The sequence below is a fragment of the Streptomyces sp. CB02400 genome, assembly GCF_001905725.1.
GTDB classification, from domain to species: Bacteria; Actinomycetota; Actinomycetes; order Streptomycetales; family Streptomycetaceae; genus Streptomyces; species Streptomyces atrovirens.
Genome location: NZ_LIWB01000019.1, coordinates 94,326 through 113,887, shown reverse-complemented (window position 1 = coordinate 113,887; position 19,562 = coordinate 94,326). Strand labels below are relative to the sequence as shown.

The window sequence follows — 19,562 nt, the reverse complement described above, 5'->3', positions numbered from 1 at the left end:
GGCCCATGGAGACGGGGAGCCCGCACGACACGGGGACAGCGGGAACGGGCAGGCCGGCGGTCCCGGGCGGCGAGGAGCCGGTGTGGTTCGCGCTGCCCCCGGGGCTGCTGAGGATGCGGCGGCTGCTGCTGGTGGTGTGGCTGGGGCTGCTGACCCTGGCCACCGCGCTGGTGCCGGGGCTGCTGGCCGGGCCGGTCTGGGCCGCCTTCGCGCTGCTGCCGCTGGCCCTGCTGATCTGGGGCTGGGTGCTGCTGGAGCGCAACTGGCGTTCCTGGCGGTACGCGGAGCGCGCCGACGACCTGCTGATCAGCCGGGGCGTCCTGTGGCGCCAGGAGACGGTCGTGCCGTACGGGCGGATGCAGCTGGTCGAGGTCACCTCCGGGCCCGTGGAACGGCACTTCGGGTTGTCCAGCGTGCAGCTGCACACCGCGGCCGCGGCGACCGACGCCACCATCCCCGGCCTCGACCCGGCCGAGGCGGAGCGGCTGCGCGACCGGCTCACCGAGCTCGGCGAGGCCCGATCGGCGGGGCTGTGACGGCCCCCGACGTCCACGAGGACGTACGCGACCGGCCGCCCGTGACCGAGAGGCGGCTGCACCCCGTCACGCCGCTCAGGCGGGCGTGGGCGCCCGTCGCGGTGCTGATCGGGTGGGCGCTGCACGACCCCGACCAGGCACAGCGCCAGCTGACCCGGCTGACGACGACGACCCTGCTGATCGGTCTCGCCGTACTCATCCCGGCCGCCGCCCTCTACGGCTTCCTGACCTGGTGGTTCACCCACTTCGCGGTGACCGGGAGTGAGCTGCGCATCCGGACCGGGCTGCTGTTCCGGCGCACCGCGCACATCCGCCTTGAGCGGATCCAGGCCATCGACGTCACCCAGCCGCTGCTCGCGCGGGTGGTGGGCGTGGCGAAGCTCAAACTCGACGTCATAGGCACCGACAAGAAGGACGAGCTCGCCTTCCTGGGCGCCGACGAGGCGCGTGCCCTGCGCGCGGAACTCCTCGCGCGGGCGGCGGGTTTCGCGCCGGAGACCGCGCACGAGGTGGGCGAGGCACCGTCCCGGGAGATGCTGCGGGTGCCGCCGGGCGTCCTCGCCGTCTCCCTTCTGCTGACCGGGGCGACCTGGGGCTGGCTCCTGGTCGCCGCCGTGGTGGTGCCGCTGCTGTGGACGGCCACCCACAGTCTGTGGACGGTGCTCGCCGCGGCCGTGCCGCTGCTCGGCGCCGCGGGCGCGAGCAGTGTGGGCCGGTTCGTCGCCGAGTACGACTGGACGCTGGGCGAGTCGCCCGACGGGCTGCGCATCGATCACGGGCTGCTGGACCGGGCGCACGAGACGGTGCCGCCGGGGCGCGTGCAGACGGTGCGGCTGGTCGAGCCGCTGCTGTGGCGGCGGCGCGGGTGGGTGCGGGTGGAACTGGACGTGGCGGGTTCGTCCAACTCCCTGCTGCTGCCGGTCGCTCCGCGCGAGCTCGCCGAGTCGGTCGTCGCGCGGGTGCTGCCCGGGGTGAGCGTGCCCCCGCGCGAGGCGCTCTCCCGGCCGCCGCGCCGCGCACGGTGGTGCGTTCCGTTGTGGTGGCGGGGTTACGGACTCGCCGTCACCGGCGCGGTGTTCGCCGCCCGCCACGGGCTGCTGCGACGCAGCCTGTCCCTGGTGCCGCACGCCAAGGTGCAGAGCGTACGGCTGGTCCAGGGCCCCTGGCAGCGGGCCCGGGGTGTCGCGGACGTCCACGTGGACACCGGCGCGAACAAGTCGGTGACGGCCCACCTCCGGGACGCCACGGAGGCGGCGGCCCTCCTCCACTCCCAGGCAGAACGCTCCCGCACCGGCCGCAGAGACGCCCGCCCGGACCGCTGGATGGCCTGACCCGCACAGACGGTGAGCGCCTGCCGGGGCTGCTGGGGCCGGCGACGCACAGGTGCGGAGCGGGCTTGCCGGGGCTGCTGAGGCGACGGCACAAGCCGCGAGGACGCCTGCCAGGGCCACGCCAGGGCCACTGAGACGGACGACGTGCAAGGGGCACGCGCACCGGCCGTGGGAGCCCGTCCCCGTCGTGGGACGGCATCGCCCGCACCCGCGCGGGCACAGCACGGTCTCCTACCGCGCCCCGCTCGCGAACGCATCAATCGCACCCGCGCGGGCACAGCCGCATGGAGGAAGCCCGCCCCCAGCGGGACGGGCGCATCGACCGCATGCGCGCGGATGCGCCTTCGGACGTGGGCGACAGATCAGCGTGGGTGCCGCGTCGTCCGTACGCGCACGGGCGCACCGGAACGCCGAACGGGCCCCGCGCACACCGCGCGGGGCCCGTTCGGCTGGTGTGGTGGGTCAGGAGACCGCGCTGCGCAGGTCCTCGACGTCGATGTGTTCCGTCTCGTCGTGTGCCGTCAGGTCGATGACCTGGCCGACACCGCGTGCCTCCTCGTCGGCGGGCTTGAACCGCGCCTCGGCCTCCGCCTTGTGCAGCGCGAGCGCCTCCTGGCCGACGACGTCGGCGAGGTCCTCGTTCTGGACGGTGTCCAGGGCGGCGCCGTCCGTGTCCTTCTTCGTCCCGAAGAAGTCGAAGCCGCCCTCGGACACCGGCCGCCGTACCGGTGCGGTCGGCGGTACGACCGCCACCGCCGTCGGCACGGTGAAGTGCCCGGAGGGCTGCCGCGCGGGCTGGGCCGGAGGAGCGGCCGGTGCGGGGGAGTCGGCGGTCGTACGCTCGTGCTCGTCGACCGCCTCGGTCCGCCCCTCGGCGTCGGCCTCGTCCTCCTGCGCCTGTTCCCGTTCGGACTGCTTCGTGGGCCCGGGGCCGTCGTCCTCAGGGCCCTCGGAGGCGTCGTCGCCCTTCGGGGAGCCGTCGTCCTTCGGCGTGTCACCGGCCCGGGCGTCGTCGTCGGCCTGCCCGGACGCCTCGTCGGTCCGTAGGTCCGTGTCGGCGCCGTCCTCTACGGCGTCGGGGTCGGCGTCCGCGTCGGCGGCGAGCCGCGCCAGTGCCGCGTCGGCGCGCAGGAACAGCTTCGACCCCTCCGGAGAGAAGACGGACGGAGCCGTCGGCGTCTCCTCGGCGACGGCCTCGTCCTGCTCCACCGTCGCGGGCTCCGCCTGCTCCGGCACCTCCGCGTCGTCGGGCGCCGCCGACGGTCCCGCAGGCAGCGCGCGGACCGGAACCGTGGCCTCTATCTCGAGCACCCGGCGTTCCTCCAGGACACTCGCCCGGTCGACCTCCGACGCGGCGTACCGCCGCAGCAGAGCCGCGTGCTCGTTGCGCAGCCCGGTGAGTTCCGCGCGCTTGGCGCGCAACCGCTGCTCCAGTTTCGCCCGCAGCTCGCGCGACTCCTCGAGGTCGGACTCCAGTTCGGCGACCCGCTCCTCGAAACGCCATTCGTCGCTCGCACGCGCGCGCGTGAGATCGGCGACGCGTTTGCCCGCCTGGGCGTCCCAGTGCCGCATGACGACGGCGCCGGCGACCGCCGTGACCGCGGCGGCCGCGGCCAGGACACGAAGCACCATCGGTTGCGTGAACACCCAGGGCCCCAGGGCGCAGACGACGGACACGCCTGCGATCGCCGACGGGGGCAGCATCCTGTGCAGAGGCGGGGAATGACGGTGACGTCCACGTGGCATGGCCAGAAACTTACCGCGCGTAGGCGAATGATGGTGCCCCGCCCCGTAAAAACAAAGCCACACCGAGGATTTCACAGGGCATCAGGGAACGCACGACACACGTGAATAGACGTATTGCCCAATTATCAAGATCGTTCATTGCCCCGTGAACCGCCCGCCGAACTCCGCCCGGCGAACTCCGCATATCCCGACCGCCTTGCCGGGCAGTCGTCCGCACGCCGTCGCCGAGCCGCCGAGCCGCCTCCACGGCACCCCACGGGCCCCGGACGCCCCGCCCGGCCCGAGGCGTACTCCGGCCCCTTGCGGGCCTACGCTGAACATATGAGCAACCACAGCGGACGCCGCCAGGTCGCGGGCCTTCCTCACTGGGACCGCTGCGCGGTCATGGGAGTCGTGAACGTCACCCCCGACTCCTTCTCCGACGGCGGCCGCTGGTTCGACACGACGACCGCCGTCAAGCACGGCCTCGACCTGGTGGCCCAGGGCGCCGACCTGGTCGACGTCGGCGGCGAGTCCACCCGGCCCGGCGCCACCCGCGTCGACGAGGCCGAGGAGCTCAGGCGCGTCATCCCCGTGGTCCGCGGCCTCGCCGCCGAGGGCGTCACCATCTCCGTCGACACCATGCGCGCCTCCGTCGCCGAACAGTCCCTCGCGGCCGGCGCCGCCCTCGTCAACGACGTCAGCGGCGGACTCGCCGACCCCGCCATGATCCCCGTCGTCGCCGACGCCGGCGCCCCCTTCGTCGTCATGCACTGGCGCGGTTTCCTGGAGGGCGGCAACATCGAGGGCGTGTACGCCGACGTGGTCACGGAGGTCGCCGAGGAACTGCGCGCGCGCGTGGAGGCCGTCCTGGAAGGCGGGATCGCCGCCGACCGTGTGATCGTCGACCCCGGCCTCGGCTTCTCCAAGGGCGCCGACCACGACCTGGCCCTCCTCGCCCGCCTCGACCGCGTCCTGGCCCTCGGCCACCCGGTGCTCGTCGCCGCCTCCCGCAAGCGGTTCCTCGGCCGTGTCCTGGCCGGTCCGGACGGCGCGGCCCCGCCCGCGCGGGAGCGCGACGCGGCCACCGCCGCCGTCTCCGCCCTCGCCGCGCAGGCCGGCGCCTGGGCGGTCCGCGTGCACGAGGTGCGCGCCACCGCGGACGCCGTACGGGTCACCCGCGCCATAGCGCAGGCGCGCACGGCGGACACCACACCCCCCGAATCCGGCGCGCACGGCGCAGAAGGAGCCCGGTGAGCGCACCCCACACCGATGTCGAGCACGTCGAGGCCGCCAACACCGCCTTCTACGAGGCACTCGAAAGGGGCGACTTCGAAGAGGTCGCGTCGCTCTGGCTGACCCCCGGCGACCTCGGCGTCGACGAGTCGTACCACGATCCCGCGGACACCGGCGTGGTCTCCTGCGTGCACCCCGGCTGGCCCGTGCTCACCGGGCGCGGCGAGGTGCTCAGGTCGTACGCCCTGATCATGGCGAACACCGACTACATCCAGTTCTTCCTCACCGACACGCATGTCTCCGTCACCGGCGACACCGCCCTGGTGACGTGCACCGAGAACATCCTCAGCGGCGGCCCCGCCCCCGAGGCCGGCGAGGAGCTCGGTCCCCTGGTCGGCCAGCTCGTCGTCGCCACCAACGTGTTCCGGCGCACCCCGTCCGGCTGGAAGCTCTGGTCCCACCACGCCTCTCCGGTCCTCGCCGAGGAAGAGGACATCGAGGACGACGACACCCCGGCCTGAGCGGGTAGACGGACCTCGTGGCCCGTCGCCCCCTCACCGGAAGTGGTGGGAATCACGACGGGGCGGGCAGGGGCGGCCACCATCCCGTGAGCCCCCGGCCTCCCCAGGGGAAACGGACGGTGAAATCCCCGGCCGCCGGCCCGCCCCCGCACCCCCGGGCCACCGGAGCTGTCGGTGCCCGCGGGTAGATTCAAGTGCAGGCCGGTGTGCCGTCCGCACAGGCACCGACCGGCCGGACCGACGACTGCAGGAGTGATTCGTGTGGATCGTGTCGCGCTGCGTGGCCTGAAGGCCCGCGGGCACCACGGTGTGTTCCCCAAGGAACGCGAAGACGGCCAGACCTTCATCGTGGACCTCGTCCTCGGCCTGGACACCCGGCCGGCCGCGGCCGACGACGACCTGACGAAGACCGTGCACTACGGCATCGTGGCCGAGGAGGTCGTGGCGGTCGTCCAGGGCGAGCCGCTCAACCTCATCGAGACGCTCGCCGAGCACATCGCCCAGGTCTGTCTGAAGCACGACGTGGTGCAGGAGGTCGAGGTGTGCGTCCACAAGCCGGACGCGCCGATCACCGTGCCCTTCGACGACGTGACCGTCACCATCACCCGGAGCCGCGTATGACCAGGCCGTCCACCCAGGGCCAGACCGACCCGACCGTTCAGCCCGTCCCCGCCTCCGTGGTCGAGCGGGTCGACGCCGCCGACACCACCCTGCACAATCCGAAACGGGCCGTGGTCTCCCTCGGCTCCAACCTCGGCAACCGCCTGGAGACCCTCCAGGGGGCCGTCGACGCCCTGGAGGACACCCCGGGCATCCGGGTCAAGGCCGTCTCCCCCGTGTACGAGACGGAGCCGTGGGGCGTCGAGCCCGGCAGCCAGCCCTCGTACTTCAACGCGGTCGTAGTGCTGAAGACCACCCTGCCCCCGTCCTCCCTGCTGGAGCGGGCGCACGCGGTCGAGGAGGCCTTCCACCGGGTCCGGGACGAGCGCTGGGGCCCGCGCACCCTGGACGTGGACATCGTCTCGTACGCGGATCTCCACTCCGACGACCCGCAGCTCACGCTCCCGCACCCGCGCGCCCACGAGCGCGCCTTCGTGCTCGCCCCCTGGCACGACGTCGACCCCGAGGCGGAGCTGCCCGGCCGCGGCCCGGTCGCCGATCTCCTCGGCACGGTCACCCGTGAGGGCGTCACACCCCGCGCGGACCTGGAACTCCGGCTGCCCGAGTAGCCGTTAAGGTCGACACGACCACATTCCGGGGCACCCTCCGGGGGAACGCGAAGGGACACCGTGAAAGAGCTGCGCATCAGGGTGCTGGCAGGCGTCTTCGTCGTGGCCGGGATCCTGTCCTGGGCCGGCGCCCGCCTCTGGAACTCCTTGGGCACCCTTCCGAGCGTGCCCGTGGCCGCGCCCATCGTCCTCACCCTGATCGCGGTGGTCCTCGCGGCCACCGCGCTGTCCATCCGCGCCCGCCTCAAGGCCCAGCGCGAGCGGCAGGCCGACGCCAAGGGCGTCGACCCCCTGATGGCCGCCCGCGCGGTCGTGTTCGGACAGGCCAGCGCCCTGGTGGCCGCGCTCGTCGCCGGCATGTACGGCGGCACGGGCGTCTTCCTGCTGGAGTCCCTGGACGTCCCCGCCCGCCGTGACCAGGCCATCTACGCCGGCTTCTCGGTCCTGGCGGGCATCGGCGTCATAGCGGCGGCCATCTTCCTGGAGCGCGTCTGCAAGCTCCCGGAGGACGACGACACGAACGGCCCGGGCACGGCACCGGCGGCTTGAGGCACACCCACGTCGGCCCGGGGCCTCGGCGCACCCACGTCGGCCCGGAGCCTCAGGCCTGCCCACGTCGGCCCGGAGTCTCAGGCCCGCCCGCGTCGGCGCGTGGCGCGCGTCACGTCAGCGCGCCATGATCAGGCTCATCGCCTCGTTGCGCGTCGTCGCGTCCCGCAGCTGGCCGCGCACGGCCGAGGTGAGGGTCTTCGCACCGGGCTTGCGGATGCCCCGCATCGACATGCACATGTGCTCGCACTCCACGACCACGATCACCCCGCGCGGCTCCAGGATCTCCATCAGGGAGTCCGCGATCTGCGTGGTGAGTCGTTCCTGCACCTGCGGGCGGCGGGCGTAGACGTCCACCAGCCGGGCCAGCTTGGACAGTCCCGTGATCTTCCCGCTGGTGGCCGGGATGTACCCGACGTGCGCCACACCCCGGAACGGCACCAGATGGTGCTCGCAGGTCGAGTACACCTCGATGTCCTTGACCAGCACCATCTCGTCGTGACCGAGGTCGAACGTCGTCGTCAGCACGTCCTCGGGCTTCTGCCACAGCCCCGCGAATATCTCCCGGTACGCCCGCGCCACCCGCGCCGGTGTCTCCAGCAGACCCTCCCGGTCGGGGTCCTCGCCGACGGCGATCAGAAGCTCACGTACGGCGTTCCGGGCCCGCTTCTCGTCGAACTCGCCGATGGTGGCCATGCCGTCCAGCGTCACGGGGTCGGTCATGTGGGTGCCTCGTTCCTGTGCCTTCGCGCGTGAGGGGCACGCGTCTCAACTGCGGGTACGGAGAATGCCGCGCCCCCCAGGCTAGAACCAGGGGGGCGCGGCATCCATTCCGGGCCCGGTGGGACCACCGGGAGCCTCGGGATCAGCTCTCGGGGCGTTCCTCCGGGGTCCGCTCCGGCGCCGGGGCGGGGTCCGCCGCGGTGCTCTTGGCGGTGGTGATGGCCGGCGTCGCGCCGTTCGCCCCGTTCGTCAGGGCCAGCTCCTTGGGGGAGAGGACCGGCGGGCGGGTGGACGGCGTACGGCGGGAGGAACCGGTCCAGGCGGGCCTGGGCGGACGCTTGACGATCGGCGCGAAGATCTCGGCGATCTCCTCCTTGCCCAGCGTCTCCCGCTCCAGGAGGGCCAGGACCAGGTTGTCGAGGACGTCACGGTTCTCGACGAGGATCTCCCACGCCTCGTTGTGCGCGGTCTCGATGAGCTTCTTGACCTCTTCGTCGACCAGCGCGGCGACCTCTTCCGAGTAGTCGCGCTGGTGAGCCATCTCACGCCCGAGGAACGGCTCGGAGTTGTCGCCGCCGAACTTGATGGCGCCGAGCCGCTCGGTCATGCCGTACTGCGTGACCATCGCACGGGCCACACCGGTGGCCTTCTCGATGTCGTTGGCGGCACCGGTGGTCGGGTCGTGGAAGACGAGCTCCTCGGCCGCACGGCCGCCCAGCATGTAGGCGAGCTGGTCCAGCATCTCGTTGCGCGTGGTCGAGTACTTGTCCTCGTCCGGGAGCACCATCGTGTAGCCGAGGGCACGGCCTCTGGAGAGGATCGTGATCTTGTGGACGGGGTCGGAGTTCGGGGAGGCCGCCGCCACCAGGGCGTGTCCGCCCTCGTGGTACGCGGTGATCTTCTTCTCCTTGTCCGACATGATCCGGGTCCGCTTCTGCGGGCCCGCGACCACACGGTCGATCGCCTCGTCCAGCATCTTGTTGTCGATCAGCTTCTGATCGCTGCGCGCGGTCAGCAGCGCGGCCTCGTTCAGCACGTTGGCCAGGTCGGCACCGGTCATGCCGGGGGTGCGGCGGGCGACGGCCGACAGGTCGACGTCCGGGGCGACCGGCTTGCCCTTCTGGTGCACCTTGAGGATCTCGAGGCGGCCCTGCATGTCCGGGCGGTCGACCGCGATCTGGCGGTCGAAGCGGCCGGGACGCAGCAGCGCCGGGTCGAGGATGTCGGGCCGGTTCGTCGCGGCGATGAGGATCACGCCGCCCTTGACGTCGAAGCCGTCCATCTCGACGAGGAGCTGGTTCAGGGTCTGCTCACGCTCGTCGTGACCACCGCCGAGGCCGGCGCCGCGGTGGCGGCCGACCGCGTCGATCTCGTCGACGAAGACGATCGCGGGGGCGTTGGCCTTGGCCTGCTCGAACAGGTCACGGACCCGGGAGGCACCGACACCGACGAACATCTCGACGAAGTCGGAACCGGAGATCGAGTAGAACGGCACACCGGCCTCGCCCGCGACGGCACGCGCGAGCAGGGTCTTACCGGTACCGGGCGGGCCGTAGAGCAGGACGCCCTTGGGGATCTTCGCTCCGACGGCCTGGAACTTCGCCGGCTCCTGCAGGAACTCCTTGATCTCGTGGAGCTCCTCCACCGCCTCGTCCGATCCCGCGACGTCGGAGAACGTCGTCTTCGGGGTGTCCTTGGTGATGAGCTTCGCCTTGGACTTGCCGAAGTTCATGACGCGGGAGCCGCCGCCCTGCATCTGATTCATCAGGAACAGGAAGACGACCACGATGAGGACGAAGGGCAGCAGGGACAGCAGAATGCTCACGAACGCGTTCTGCTTGGACGGCGAGACCGTGTAGCCGTCCGGGATCTGCTTGTTCTGGAACTTGTCCTGCAGCGTGCTGGCGATGGTGACGCCCTGGTCGCCGATGTAGCTCGCCTGGATCTTCGAGCTGTCCTTGACCTCGACGCCGTCCTTGAGCTGGACCTTGATGATCTGCTCGTCGCCGGTGGTCAGCTTGGCCGACTCGACCTTGTTCTCATTGATCGCCTGGACGACCTCGCCGGTGTCCACCGTCTTGTAGCCGCCGGACGAGCCGACGACCTGCATCAACACGACCACGGCGAGGACGGCCAGCACGATCCACATGACCGGCCCACGGAAGTATCGCTTCACGTCCATCCATACGGAGCGGTGCCGCCCCGTCCCTCCTGCCATAGTGAGTTTGATAAAGACTGTTCTTCGGACGGTACCCCAGCTTTGTCCCCCGAAGCTGCGGGGGACAGCCGGCAATCGCGTCCACGCATGCTCCAACGCCGCGGAGCCCGCCGGGGTTCCCGATCACGTACGGCGGGCCCGGCCCCGGGGTTCAGCCGCCGTAGACGTGAGGCGCGAGCGTACCGACGAACGGGAGGTTGCGGTACTTCTCGGCGTAGTCGAGGCCGTAGCCGACGACGAATTCGTTGGGAATGTCGAAGCCGACCCATTCCACGTCGATGGCGACCTTGGCGGCGTCGGGCTTGCGCAGCAGCGTGCACACCTTGAGGGAGGCGGGCTCGCGCGAGCCGAGGTTGGAGATCAGCCAGGACAGGGTCAGTCCGGAGTCGATGATGTCCTCGACGATCAGGACGTGCCGGCCCTTGATGTCGGTGTCGAGGTCCTTGAGGATCCGCACCACACCGGAGGACTGGGTGCCCGCCCCGTACGAGGACACGGCCATCCAGTCCATCGTGACGGGGGTGGACAGCGCCCGCGCGAGGTCGGCCATCACCATCACCGCGCCCTTGAGCACGCCGACGATCAGCAGGTCCTTGCCCGCGTACTCCGCGTCGATCTTCGCGGCCAGCTCCGCCAGCTTGGCGTCGATCTCTTCCTTGGTGATGAGCACCTTCTCGAGGTCGGCACCCATGTCTTTCGCGTCCACCCGCATCACTTTCGGTCGTCCCACCGGCCGGTCCGGTCCGTCCCGCGACTCGTACGGGTCGGTGGGGTCCGGATTCAGCCCTGCCGAATCACCAGTCTGCCACCCTGCCGGCGGGCCACGACCCGGCCGGGGAGATTGATGGCCCCCTGACCGCGCCAGCCGGTGATCAGCCGGTCGACTTCCTCGATGTGGCGGGCGAACAGCGAACCGGCCGGCGCGCCGGCCTCGATGGCGGCGCGGCGCAGCACACGGCGGCGCACGGCGGGCGGCAGGTCGTGCAGCGCGGCGCACTCCAGGCGGCCGTCGGCGTCGCGGACGCCGGCCTCGGCCCGGCCGGCCCAGGCGTCGAGGGCGTCCGCGTCGTCGCGGGAGAGCTGGGCCGTACGGGCGAGGGCCTCGACGACGCCCTTGCCGAGGGCCTTCTCCAGGGCGGGCAGGCCCTCGTGGCGGAGCCGGGAGCGGGTGTAGGCGGGGTCGGCGTTGTGCGGGTCGTCCCAGACGGGCAGGGACTGGACCATGCAGGCCTTGCGGGCGGTCTGCCGGTCGAGCTGGAGGAAGGGGCGCCGGTAACGGCCGTCGGCCCCCGAGACCGCGGCCATTCCGGACAGGGAGCGGATGCCGGAGCCGCGGGCGAGGCCGAGCAGGACGGTCTCGGCCTGGTCGTCGCGGGTGTGGCCGAGCAGGACGGCGGTGGCGCCGTGCCGTTCGGCGGCGGCGTCCAGGGCGGCGTAGCGGGCGTCCCGGGCGGCGGCCTCCGGGCCGCCGCCCCGGCCGACGGTGACGGCGGCGGACTCGACGGGGTCGAGGCCGAGTTCGCGCAGGCGGGAAGCGACTTCGGCGGCGCGCAGGTCGGAGCCGGCCTGGAGGCCGTGGTCGACGGTGACGCCGCCGGCGCGGACGCCGAGGCGGGGGGCTTCGAAGGCGAGGGCGGAGGCGAGCGCCATGGAGTCGGCGCCGCCGGAGCAGGCCACGAGCACGAGCGGGGAGGGCGGCCGCTCGTGCAGTGCGCGGCCGGGGGCTCGGCCGTGGTCGTCGAGGATGTCGGTCAGGACGCGGCGGACCGCCAGGCGTATCGCCGCGACCGCAGGATGGGGACCCATGTCCGGTTCCCTTCATGAAGTTGTCGGGGGGTGAGCCCGAGGTTCGGTCACTCAGAGTGTGTAGATGGTGACAGAACCGGGCCGTTCCCCGAGCATTGCACGCCTACTCAGGACTCACGGTCCCTCGGACGGGTGATTGGAGGGGCGCCCGTCTGCCGTCGGCCGTGTGCGGCGCATGACGGTGCGCGGTGCTCAGGCTTCCGGTTTGCGGTGCACCCGTGTGATCCAGTCCGCCGGTTTGGCGATCTCCGCCTTGGTGGGGAGCGTGTTGGGCGAGGTCCACACCCGGTTGAAGCCGTCCATGCCGACCTCCTCGACGACGGCGCGCACGAAGCGTTCGCCGTCGCGGTACTGGCGGAGCTTGGCGTCCAGGCCGAGCAGCTTGCGCAGGGCCATGTCCAGGCGGGAGGCGCCCTTGGCGCGGCGCTGCTGGAACTTCTCGCGGATCTCGGCGACGCTCGGCACGACGGCGGGGCCGACGCCGTCCATCACGAAGTCGGCGTGGCCCTCCAGCAGGGACATCACGGCGGTGAGCCGGCCGAGGATCTCACGCTGGGCGGGGGTCTGCACGAGCTCGACGAGGGAGCGCCCCTCGTCGCCCTCCTCACCCTCGGGACGGCCTCCGGCGAGCGACTGGGCGGCCTCGCGGACGCGTTCCAGGACGGTCATGGGGTCGACGTCGGTCTCCCCCAGGAACGACTGGATCTCGCCCTCCAGGTGGTCCCGCAGCCAGGGCACGGCGGTGAACTGGGTGCGGTGGGTCTCCTCGTGGAGGGTCACCCACAGGCGGAAGTCGTGCGGTTCGACGTCGAGTTCGCGTTCGACGTGGACGATGTTGGGGGCGACGAGCAGCAGCCGGCCGGCGCCGTTCGCACCGGCCGGGAGGTCGCGGGTGGCGGGGGCGAAGGTCTCGTACTGGCCGAGGACGCGGGAGGCGAGGAAGGACAGCAGCATGCCCAGCTCCACGCCTGTGACCTTGCCGCCGACGGCGCCGAGGACCACGTTGCCGGGGCTGGTGCCGCGCCGTTCCTGCATCTTGTCGAGGAGCGGTTTGAGCAGTTCGCGGAAGCCGGCGACGTTGGCCCGGACCCAGCCGGGGCGGTCGACGACGAGGACGGGGGTGTCGTGGGTCTCCTCGGTGCCCAGACGAGTGAAGCCCCGGACGTGTTCCTCCGAGGCTTTCGCGTGCCGGCGCAGTTCCGCGACGACGGCCCTGGCCTCGTCGCGGCTCACGTCGGGGCCCGGCCGCATGAGCCGGGTCGCGGTCGCGACCGCGAGATTCCAGTCGACCATCCCGGAAGAGGCAGCACCACCGATGCTCGTCATGCGTCAACGGTACGTGAGTGGCCCGGTTCCGGGCAGGACGGCGAGGTGACGGGGGTGACTCCCGGTCCCCTTTGCGTTTGCGCGGTTCGCGCGCACCTCGGGAAGCCGACGTCGGTTCCGGGCGGTGCGGGCGGTCGTCGTGCCTCGGGTTTTTCGCCCCCGCCGCCCCTTCCCGTCCCGTCCCTGGGGGCTTCGCCCCCAGACCCCCTTCGCGCAGTTCCCCGAGCCCCTTTGTGCCCAGTCCCCTTTTGAAGGTCACCGGCAGCCGCACGCCGCCAGGGCCGTTGCTGCCTTGTCCAGGGCGGACTGGGCTGCCGTGGGGGCGGTGGTGTCGTTCGCCAGGAAGGCGAAGGCCAGGAGGCGGCCGTCCTTGTCGACGACCGTGCCCGCCAGTGTGTTGACGCCGGTGAGCGTGCCGGTCTTGGCGCGTACGACGCCGGCCGCGCCGTCGGTGTAGCGGCCGGCGAGGGTGCCGGTGAAGCCGGCGACGGGCAGGCCGGTGAGGGCGGGGCGCAGCTCGGGGTGGGCCGGGTCGCCGGCCTTGACGAGCAGGGCGGTGAGGAGGCCGGCGGTGAGTTTGTCGCGCCGGTCGAGGCCGCTGCCGTCCCTGATGGCGATTCCGGCGTCCTTCAGAGGGAGCCCGAGGTGCTTCAGACGGGCGGTGATCGCCGCGCCGGCGCCCGCGAAGTCGGCGCTCTCGCCGGTGGCCAGGGCGGTGTGGCGGGCGAGGGCCTCGGCGAGGTCGTTGTCGCTGTTGGTCAGCATCCGCTCGACGAGGGCGGCCAGCGGGGGTGAGGAGACCGTGGCGAGGGTGGAGGCGCGGGTGGTGGCCTTCGAGGGGCCGGGGGGTGTGGCCTTGACTCCGTGCTCCTTCAGCAGGTCCCCGAACTTCCGCGCGGCGTCGGCCGCCGGGTCCGCGACCCGCGGGGCCGGCCCGCTGGTGGAGCCGTCGGTGCGGGCCTCGTCGACCATCAGGGGGGTGACGGCCGCGAGGTTCGGGTTGACCCCGATCGGGTGGATCGTGGTGCCCTTGTAGAGGGTCGTGTCGTACGACAGCGTCACCTCGCGCACCCCGCGCTTGGCCAGGGCGGCGGCGGTCCGCTCCGCGAGGTCGCGCAGGCTCGCGAGACCGTCGGCCTCCTTGCGGGCCGTGAGCGTGGGGTCGCCGCCGCCGACCAGGACGACCTCCCCGGTGTCGGGTTCGTACACCGCGCGGGTGGTGAGGCGGTGGTCGGCGCCCATCGCGGAGAGCGCGGCGACGGCGGTGGCGATCTTGGTGGTGGAGGCGGGGGTGAGCGCGTCCCCGGAGCCGGTGCCGTAGAGCCGTTCGCCGGTGGCCACGTCGACCACGGCGGCGGAGCGGCGGCCGAGCGCCGGGTTCTTCAGCAGCGGGTCGAGGACGGTGCCGAGGGCCTTGCCGCCGGGCGCCGACTTCACGGTGGTGGCGGTGCCGCCGAGGCCGGTGAGCACGGAGACGGCCGGCGGGACGGCCCGGGGTCCGCGGGGCGGCGTACCGGCGTGGGCGCGGGTGCCGCCGTGATCTGTGCCACGCGCGGCTTCCAGGGTCACGGCCCGGTCCCGCTCGGCCGTACGCTGACCCGAGGAGTCCCAGGGACCGGCGGCGGTCACCACACCCGCGGCCAGCGCCAGACCGGCGGTGGCGGCGGTCGCGGTGAACTGCCAGGTCTTCGGCCGCGCGACCCGCGGGACCTGCGGTGATCCCGGCCGGCCCGGCCGCGCGAACCGTGGCCCGACGGCCGCGGCGACGCGCGCCAGACGTGGTCGTACGGTCTCCGCGGCCCGGGCGAGACGAGGTCGTACGGCGTCCGCGATCCGCACGACGTGCGGTCCCGCGGCCCGCCAAGGCCTCAGCTCTGGCACGACCACCAGCCCCTTTCGCGATCACACACCTGCGTGAGGGACACTTAATCACCAGAACTATGTGCTGATCATGGAGGAGCGTCCGGTGGAGTTCGACGTCACGATCGAGATCCCGAAGGGTTCGCGGAACAAGTACGAGGTGGACCACGAGACGGGTCGGATCCGCCTGGACCGTCGGCTCTTCACCTCGACCGCCTACCCGACCGACTACGGCTTCGTCGAGAACACCCTCGGCGAGGACGGCGACCCGCTGGACGCGCTGGTCATCCTGGACGAGCCGACGTTCCCGGGCTGCCTGATCCGCTGCCGCGCGATCGGCATGTTCCGGATGACGGACGAGGCCGGCGGCGACGACAAGCTGCTCTGCGTCCCGTCGACGGACCCGCGCGTGGAGCACCTGCGTGACATCCACCACGTGTCCGAGTTCGACCGCCTGGAGATCCAGCACTTCTTCGAGGTCTACAAGGACCTGGAGCCGGGCAAGTCGGTCGAGGGCGCCAACTGGGTCGGCCGGGTGGACGCCGAGGCGGAGATCGAGCGGTCCTACAAGCGTTTCAAGGAGACGGGCGGCCACTGAGCCCTCCCGCTGCGCGACGCAGAAACGGGCCGCACGCGCGCGTGCGGCCCGTTTTGCTGTGCGTGCGCATACTGAGGCTGTACGGGGCAGGCTTACGGACGGTCTCACGGACGGTGTCGTAAAGGGAGAGCGGAGCAGGTGACGGACGCGGAGGACCGCAAGCCGCAGTCGGACGAGGCGAGGAGCGCGTTCACGCCTCCCGCCGGTGTCGCGGCGCCGGCCGAGGCCGAATCGTCGACGACGTCCGAGTTCGCCGTTCCCGACGGGCTGGCCGTCCCGAAGGCCGGTACGGAGTCCGAGACGACCTCCGAGTTCGCCGTTCCGGACGGTCTGGACGTGGCCCCGCCGCCCCCGGACGGGACGGAGGGGTCGGCGTTCAGCACGCCGAGCACCTACAGCGCGAAGCAGTCGGCCGCGTTCACCCCGGCGAGCGGGATCCCGCTGGTCAGCCTGGCCAAGGACGTGCCGTGGCAGGACCGGATGCGCACCATGCTGCGCATGCCGGTGACCGAGCGGCCGGCTCCGGAACCGGTGCAGCGGCACGACGAGACCGGGCCGGCCGTGCCGCGCGTGCTCGACTTGACCCTGCGCATCGGCGAGCTGCTGCTGGCCGGCGGTGAGGGCGCCGAGGACGTGGAGGCGGCGATGTTCGCCGTGTGCCGCTCCTACGGCCTGGACCGCTGCGAGCCCAACGTCACGTTCACTCTGCTGTCGATCTCCCACCAGCCGTCCCTGGTCGACGACCCGGTGACCGCGTCGCGCACGGTGCGGCGCCGCAGCCCCGACTACACCCGGCTGGCGGCCGTCTACCAACTGGTGGACGACCTCAGCGACGACGAGACGCACGTCTCCCTGGAGGAGGCCTACCGCCGGCTGGCGGAGATCCGCCGCAACCGGCACCCGTACCCCGGCTGGGCGCTGACCGCGGCGAGCGGACTGCTCGCGGGGGCGGCCTCGGTGCTCGTCGGCGGTGGCTTCCTGGTGTTCGTGTCGGCCGCGGTCGGCGCGATGCTCGGCGACCGGCTGGCCTGGCTGTGCGCGGGGCGCGGACTGCCGGAGTTCTACCAGTTCACGGTGGCCGCGATGCCGCCGGCCGCGATCGGGGTGGCGCTGACGCTGGCGCACGCGGACGTGAAGGCGTCCGCGGTGATCACCGGTGGGCTGTTCGCGCTGCTGCCCGGGCGGGCGCTGGTGGCCGGCGTGCAGGACGGCCTGACCGGCTTCTACATCACGGCGTCCGCGCGTCTGCTGGAGGTCCTGTACTTCTTCGTGGGCATCGTGGCCGGGGTGCTGACGGTGCTGTACTTCGGCGTGCAGCTGGGCGCCAGGCTGAACCCGGACGCGGCGCTCGGCGTCTCCGACGATCCGCTGTGGCAGATCGCCGCGTCGATGCTGCTGTCACTGGCCTTCGCGGTGCTGCTCCAGCAGGAACGGTCCACCGTGCTGATGGCGACCCTGAACGGCGGGGTCGCCTGGGTGGTGTACGGCGCGATGCACTACACGGGCGACATCTCGCCGGTGGTCTCCACGACCGCGGCGGCGGGCCTCGTGGGCCTGTTCGGGCAGTTGCTGGCCCGGTACCGGTTCGCGTCCGCGCTGCCGTACACCACGGCGGCGATCGGGCCGCTGCTGCCCGGTTCCGCGACGTACTTCGGTCTGCTGGGGATCGCCCAGAACGAGGTCGACTCGGGGCTGTCGTACCTCACGAAGGCCGTGGCACTGGCCATGGCCATCGCGATCGGGGTGAACCTCGGGTCGGAGATCTCGCGGATCTTCCTGCGGATCGGGTCCGCGGAGAAGCGCCGGGCGGCGAAGCGGACGCGGGGCTTCTAGCGCCGGGCGCGGTTTTGACGCCGGGCGCCATCCGGCTCGGGGCTTGCTGAGGATGGGCGGCCGCGGGACGTCGGGGGTTGCTCGCGCCCACGCGGCGGAGCCGCATATCGACACAGCCCCGCGCCCCTCAGGTCGGTTCAGTGACCGCGGTTGTAAGGCTGCTGCTGGTTGTAGTACTCGTCGCCGTACGGCTGCTGGGGCTGCTGCTGCGGGTAGCCCTGGTCGCCGTACGGCTGCTGGGGCTGCTGGTAGCCCTGCTGGGGGTATCCCTGGTCGCCGTAGTGCTGCTGCTGGGGGTGCTGCGGGGTGGGCGGGGTGATGCGGCGCAGCTGGGTCGTGGCGTCGTCCATGACCGGGTGCTGGGGGTACTCGGGGCGCTGGGGCTGCTGCGGGGCGGTGGCCGGGGTTTCGGCGGCGGCGCGCTTCTTCTTTCCGCGCTCGCGCAGGTACTCGATGATGATCGGCACCACGGAGACGAGGACGATCAGGACGAGGATCGGCTCGACGTTGGTCTTGATGAACTCGATCTGCCCGAGCCAGTAGCCCGCGAGGGTGACACCGCAGCCCCAGGCGACACCGCCGATGAGGTTGTATGTGAAGAACGTGCGGTACTTCATGCGGCCGGCGCCGGCCACGATGGGCGCGAACGTGCGCACGATCGGCACGAAGCGGGCCAGGACGATCGCCTTGGGGCCGTACTTCTCCATGAACTCGTGCGCCTTCTCCAGGTTCTCCTGTTTGAAGAGCTTGGAGTTCGGCCGGTTGAACAGCTTGGGCCCGAAGAACTTGCCGATCATGTAACCGACTTGGTCGCCGATGACGGCGGCCAGCACGATCAGCGTGCACACCAGCCACAGCGGCTGGCTGATGTAATTGCCCTCGGCCACGAAGAGACCCGCCGTGAACAGCAGGGAGTCACCGGGCAGGAACGCGAAGAGTCCGGACTCCGCGAAGACGATCAGCAGGATGCCGGGCAGGCTGAAGGTCTCGATCAGGTAGTCCGGGCTCAGCCACTCAGGGCCGAGCGCAAGCGTGGTCACGGGGATGTGGCTCCTGCAGCTGGGGGGTAAGGGCTGGGCTGGCTGCCCAAATTATGAACGCAGCCGTCGGGGCCCAGGTTCCGCGGGGGTACCCAGGATGCCCTGTGACCCGTCCCGGAGAAAGCCGCGAGCCGTGGTGCGGGGAGCAACCCGCAGGTCGTGGCCCGGATGTGAGCCGGGCCACGACGCTCAGGCGGTGTGCCGCGCGGCGTTGGCGAGGATCGCCTCCCTGAGGTGCTCGGCGAGACCGGGCCGCATGGAGTCGTAGTACGCCTTGAAGCGCTCGTCGGAGACGTACATCTCCGCGAAACACTTGTGCATCTCGTACGGCACCTCGAAGTACCATTTGCTGACGTGCTGCCGGTGCTCCTCGGCCAGGTCCATGGCCGCCTCGCCGGACGGCTGCCCTCCGGCGGCCACCAGGGCGGTGTACCGCTCCTGCCAGTCGTCGACCTCGGCCTGGACGCGCTTCCAGTCTTCCTTGGTGTAGCTCGCCGCGCGGCGCTGCGACTCGGCGTACGCCTCGGTGCCGCCCCAGCGTTCCTCCGCCTCGGCGGCGTACTGCTCGGGGTCCTTGTCCCCGAACACCTCGAACCTCTCCTCGGGCGTCAGATTGATTCCCATCTTGCGTGCCTCCATGGCGTGTTCCACGGCCGCCGCCATCTTCTTCAGCTTCTCGATCCGGGCGGTCAGCAGTTCGTGCTGCCGGCGCAGATGCGCGCGCGGGTCCGCGTCCGGGTCGTCGAGCAGGGCGGCGACCTCGTCGAGCGGGAAGCCGAGCTCGCGGTAGAACAGGATCTGCTGCAGCCGGTCGAGGTCGGCGTCGCTGTAGCGCCGGTGCCCCGCGTGGCTGCGCCCGCTCGGGACGAGCAGGCCGATGTCGTCGTAGTGGTGCAGGGTGCGCACGGTGACACCGGCGAATCCGGTCACCTGTCCCACGGAGTAGCTCACTTCCGCTCCCTTCTCGGTACGCGCTCCAGCCTGGGTCCTCACGCCACGTGAGGTGCAAGCCGGTTAATGATTTGCCCGGC

Annotated in this window: 18 protein-coding genes; 9 read left to right on the top strand and 9 right to left on the bottom strand. The window is 71.8% G+C overall.

The window, feature by feature from the left end; translation table 11 throughout:
- Window positions 1-5 precede the first annotated feature (5 nt).
- A complete protein-coding gene (locus tag AMK33_RS33335) occupies window positions 6-536 on the top strand; it encodes a PH domain-containing protein (RefSeq protein ID WP_073936738.1) in 531 nt (176 codons plus the stop codon).
- On the top strand, window positions 533-1,867 hold the full coding sequence (locus AMK33_RS33330) for a PH domain-containing protein (protein WP_073936737.1): 1,335 nt from the start codon (window positions 533-535) through the stop codon (window positions 1,865-1,867). The genes AMK33_RS33335 and AMK33_RS33330 overlap by 4 nt, the downstream gene beginning before the upstream one ends.
- A gap of 462 nt (window positions 1,868-2,329) precedes the next feature.
- Here the strand turns inward: AMK33_RS33330 and AMK33_RS33325 are convergent, their stop codons facing one another.
- A complete protein-coding gene (locus AMK33_RS33325) occupies window positions 2,330-3,571 on the bottom strand; it encodes a hypothetical protein (RefSeq protein WP_073936736.1) in 1,242 nt (413 codons plus the stop codon).
- A gap of 363 nt (window positions 3,572-3,934) precedes the next feature.
- On the opposite strand from AMK33_RS33325, the gene folP reads away from it, so the two are divergent.
- The 5 genes from folP (at window position 3,935) to AMK33_RS33300 (ending at window position 7,127) form a co-directional block, all read left to right on the top strand.
- The gene (folP, locus tag AMK33_RS33320; protein ID WP_073936735.1) at window positions 3,935-4,849 is read left to right on the top strand and encodes a dihydropteroate synthase; all 915 of its coding nucleotides are present in this window, start codon (window positions 3,935-3,937) and stop codon (window positions 4,847-4,849) included.
- Window positions 4,846-5,349, top strand: coding sequence for a nuclear transport factor 2 family protein (locus AMK33_RS33315; protein ID WP_073936734.1), 504 nt, complete (start codon window positions 4,846-4,848; stop codon window positions 5,347-5,349). The genes folP and AMK33_RS33315 overlap by 4 nt, the downstream gene beginning before the upstream one ends.
- 261 nt (window positions 5,350-5,610) lie before the next feature.
- Window positions 5,611-5,970: a dihydroneopterin aldolase gene (folB, locus tag AMK33_RS33310; protein WP_073936733.1), complete on the top strand. Its 360-nt coding sequence runs from the start codon at window positions 5,611-5,613 to the stop codon at window positions 5,968-5,970.
- Window positions 5,967-6,578: a 2-amino-4-hydroxy-6-hydroxymethyldihydropteridine diphosphokinase gene (gene folK / locus AMK33_RS33305; RefSeq protein ID WP_073936732.1), complete on the top strand. Its 612-nt coding sequence runs from the start codon at window positions 5,967-5,969 to the stop codon at window positions 6,576-6,578. Before folB ends, folK begins: the two co-directional genes overlap by 4 nt.
- A 60-nt stretch (window positions 6,579-6,638) precedes the next feature.
- Window positions 6,639-7,127, top strand: coding sequence for a DUF3180 domain-containing protein (locus AMK33_RS33300; RefSeq protein ID WP_073936731.1), 489 nt, complete (start codon window positions 6,639-6,641; stop codon window positions 7,125-7,127).
- Between the two features lie 117 nt (window positions 7,128-7,244).
- Here the strand turns inward: AMK33_RS33300 and folE are convergent, their stop codons facing one another.
- The 6 genes from folE to dacB form a co-directional block, all read right to left on the bottom strand.
- Window positions 7,245-7,850: a GTP cyclohydrolase I FolE gene (gene folE, locus AMK33_RS33295; RefSeq protein WP_073936730.1), complete on the bottom strand. Its 606-nt coding sequence runs from the start codon at window positions 7,848-7,850 to the stop codon at window positions 7,245-7,247.
- A gap of 142 nt (window positions 7,851-7,992) precedes the next feature.
- Window positions 7,993-10,032, bottom strand: a complete 2,040-nt coding sequence (gene ftsH, locus AMK33_RS33290; protein WP_073936729.1) for an ATP-dependent zinc metalloprotease FtsH — start codon at window positions 10,030-10,032, stop codon at window positions 7,993-7,995.
- 187 nt (window positions 10,033-10,219) lie between these two features.
- Window positions 10,220-10,780 carry a hypoxanthine phosphoribosyltransferase gene (hpt, locus tag AMK33_RS33285; RefSeq protein WP_030863364.1) on the bottom strand — a complete coding sequence of 187 codons (561 nt, stop codon included), beginning with the start codon at window positions 10,778-10,780 and terminating at the stop codon, window positions 10,220-10,222.
- A gap of 68 nt (window positions 10,781-10,848) precedes the next feature.
- The gene (gene tilS, locus AMK33_RS33280; protein ID WP_073936728.1) at window positions 10,849-11,874 is read right to left on the bottom strand and encodes a tRNA lysidine(34) synthetase TilS; all 1,026 of its coding nucleotides are present in this window, start codon (window positions 11,872-11,874) and stop codon (window positions 10,849-10,851) included.
- A 192-nt stretch (window positions 11,875-12,066) separates the two neighbouring features.
- Window positions 12,067-13,200 carry a zinc-dependent metalloprotease gene (locus AMK33_RS33275; protein ID WP_073936727.1) on the bottom strand — a complete coding sequence of 378 codons (1,134 nt, stop codon included), beginning with the start codon at window positions 13,198-13,200 and terminating at the stop codon, window positions 12,067-12,069.
- A 255-nt stretch (window positions 13,201-13,455) separates the two neighbouring features.
- The gene (dacB, locus tag AMK33_RS33270) at window positions 13,456-15,087 is read right to left on the bottom strand and encodes a D-alanyl-D-alanine carboxypeptidase/D-alanyl-D-alanine endopeptidase (RefSeq protein ID WP_073936726.1); all 1,632 of its coding nucleotides are present in this window, start codon (window positions 15,085-15,087) and stop codon (window positions 13,456-13,458) included.
- 79 nt (window positions 15,088-15,166) lie between these two features.
- Here dacB and AMK33_RS33265 point away from each other — a divergent pair, with 79 nt between their 5' ends.
- Both AMK33_RS33265 and AMK33_RS33260 read left to right on the top strand, forming a co-directional pair.
- A complete protein-coding gene (locus AMK33_RS33265) occupies window positions 15,167-15,658 on the top strand; it encodes an inorganic diphosphatase (protein WP_030828087.1) in 492 nt (163 codons plus the stop codon).
- 138 nt (window positions 15,659-15,796) lie between these two features.
- Window positions 15,797-17,491 carry a threonine/serine exporter family protein gene (locus AMK33_RS33260; protein ID WP_073936725.1) on the top strand — a complete coding sequence of 565 codons (1,695 nt, stop codon included), beginning with the start codon at window positions 15,797-15,799 and terminating at the stop codon, window positions 17,489-17,491.
- Between the two features lie 137 nt (window positions 17,492-17,628).
- On the opposite strand, the gene AMK33_RS33255 is transcribed toward AMK33_RS33260, so the two are convergent.
- Window positions 17,629-18,531, bottom strand: coding sequence for a DedA family protein (locus AMK33_RS33255; protein WP_073936724.1), 903 nt, complete (start codon window positions 18,529-18,531; stop codon window positions 17,629-17,631).
- A 189-nt stretch (window positions 18,532-18,720) separates the two neighbouring features.
- On the bottom strand, window positions 18,721-19,482 hold the full coding sequence (locus tag AMK33_RS33250) for a MerR family transcriptional regulator (protein ID WP_073936723.1): 762 nt from the start codon (window positions 19,480-19,482) through the stop codon (window positions 18,721-18,723).
- Window positions 19,483-19,562: the final 80 nt, after the last annotated feature.

Excerpts from the sequence above, each read along its gene's own strand:
- AMK33_RS33275 (WP_073936727.1), bottom strand. The coding sequence starts at position 13,200 with ATGACGAGCATCGGTGGTGCTGCCTCTTCCGGGATGGTCGACTGGAAT.
- AMK33_RS33335 (WP_073936738.1), top strand. The coding sequence starts at position 6 with ATGGAGACGGGGAGCCCGCACGACACGGGGACAGCGGGAACGGGCAGG.
- AMK33_RS33325 (WP_073936736.1), bottom strand. The coding sequence starts at position 3,571 with ATGCTGCCCCCGTCGGCGATCGCAGGCGTGTCCGTCGTCTGCGCCCTG.
- ftsH (WP_073936729.1), bottom strand. The coding sequence starts at position 10,032 with ATGGACGTGAAGCGATACTTCCGTGGGCCGGTCATGTGGATCGTGCTG.
- hpt (WP_030863364.1), bottom strand. The coding sequence starts at position 10,780 with ATGCGGGTGGACGCGAAAGACATGGGTGCCGACCTCGAGAAGGTGCTC.
- folK (WP_073936732.1), top strand. The coding sequence starts at position 5,967 with ATGACCAGGCCGTCCACCCAGGGCCAGACCGACCCGACCGTTCAGCCC.
- tilS (WP_073936728.1), bottom strand. The coding sequence starts at position 11,874 with ATGGGTCCCCATCCTGCGGTCGCGGCGATACGCCTGGCGGTCCGCCGC.
- folE (WP_073936730.1), bottom strand. The coding sequence starts at position 7,850 with ATGACCGACCCCGTGACGCTGGACGGCATGGCCACCATCGGCGAGTTC.
- folP (WP_073936735.1), top strand. The coding sequence starts at position 3,935 with ATGAGCAACCACAGCGGACGCCGCCAGGTCGCGGGCCTTCCTCACTGG.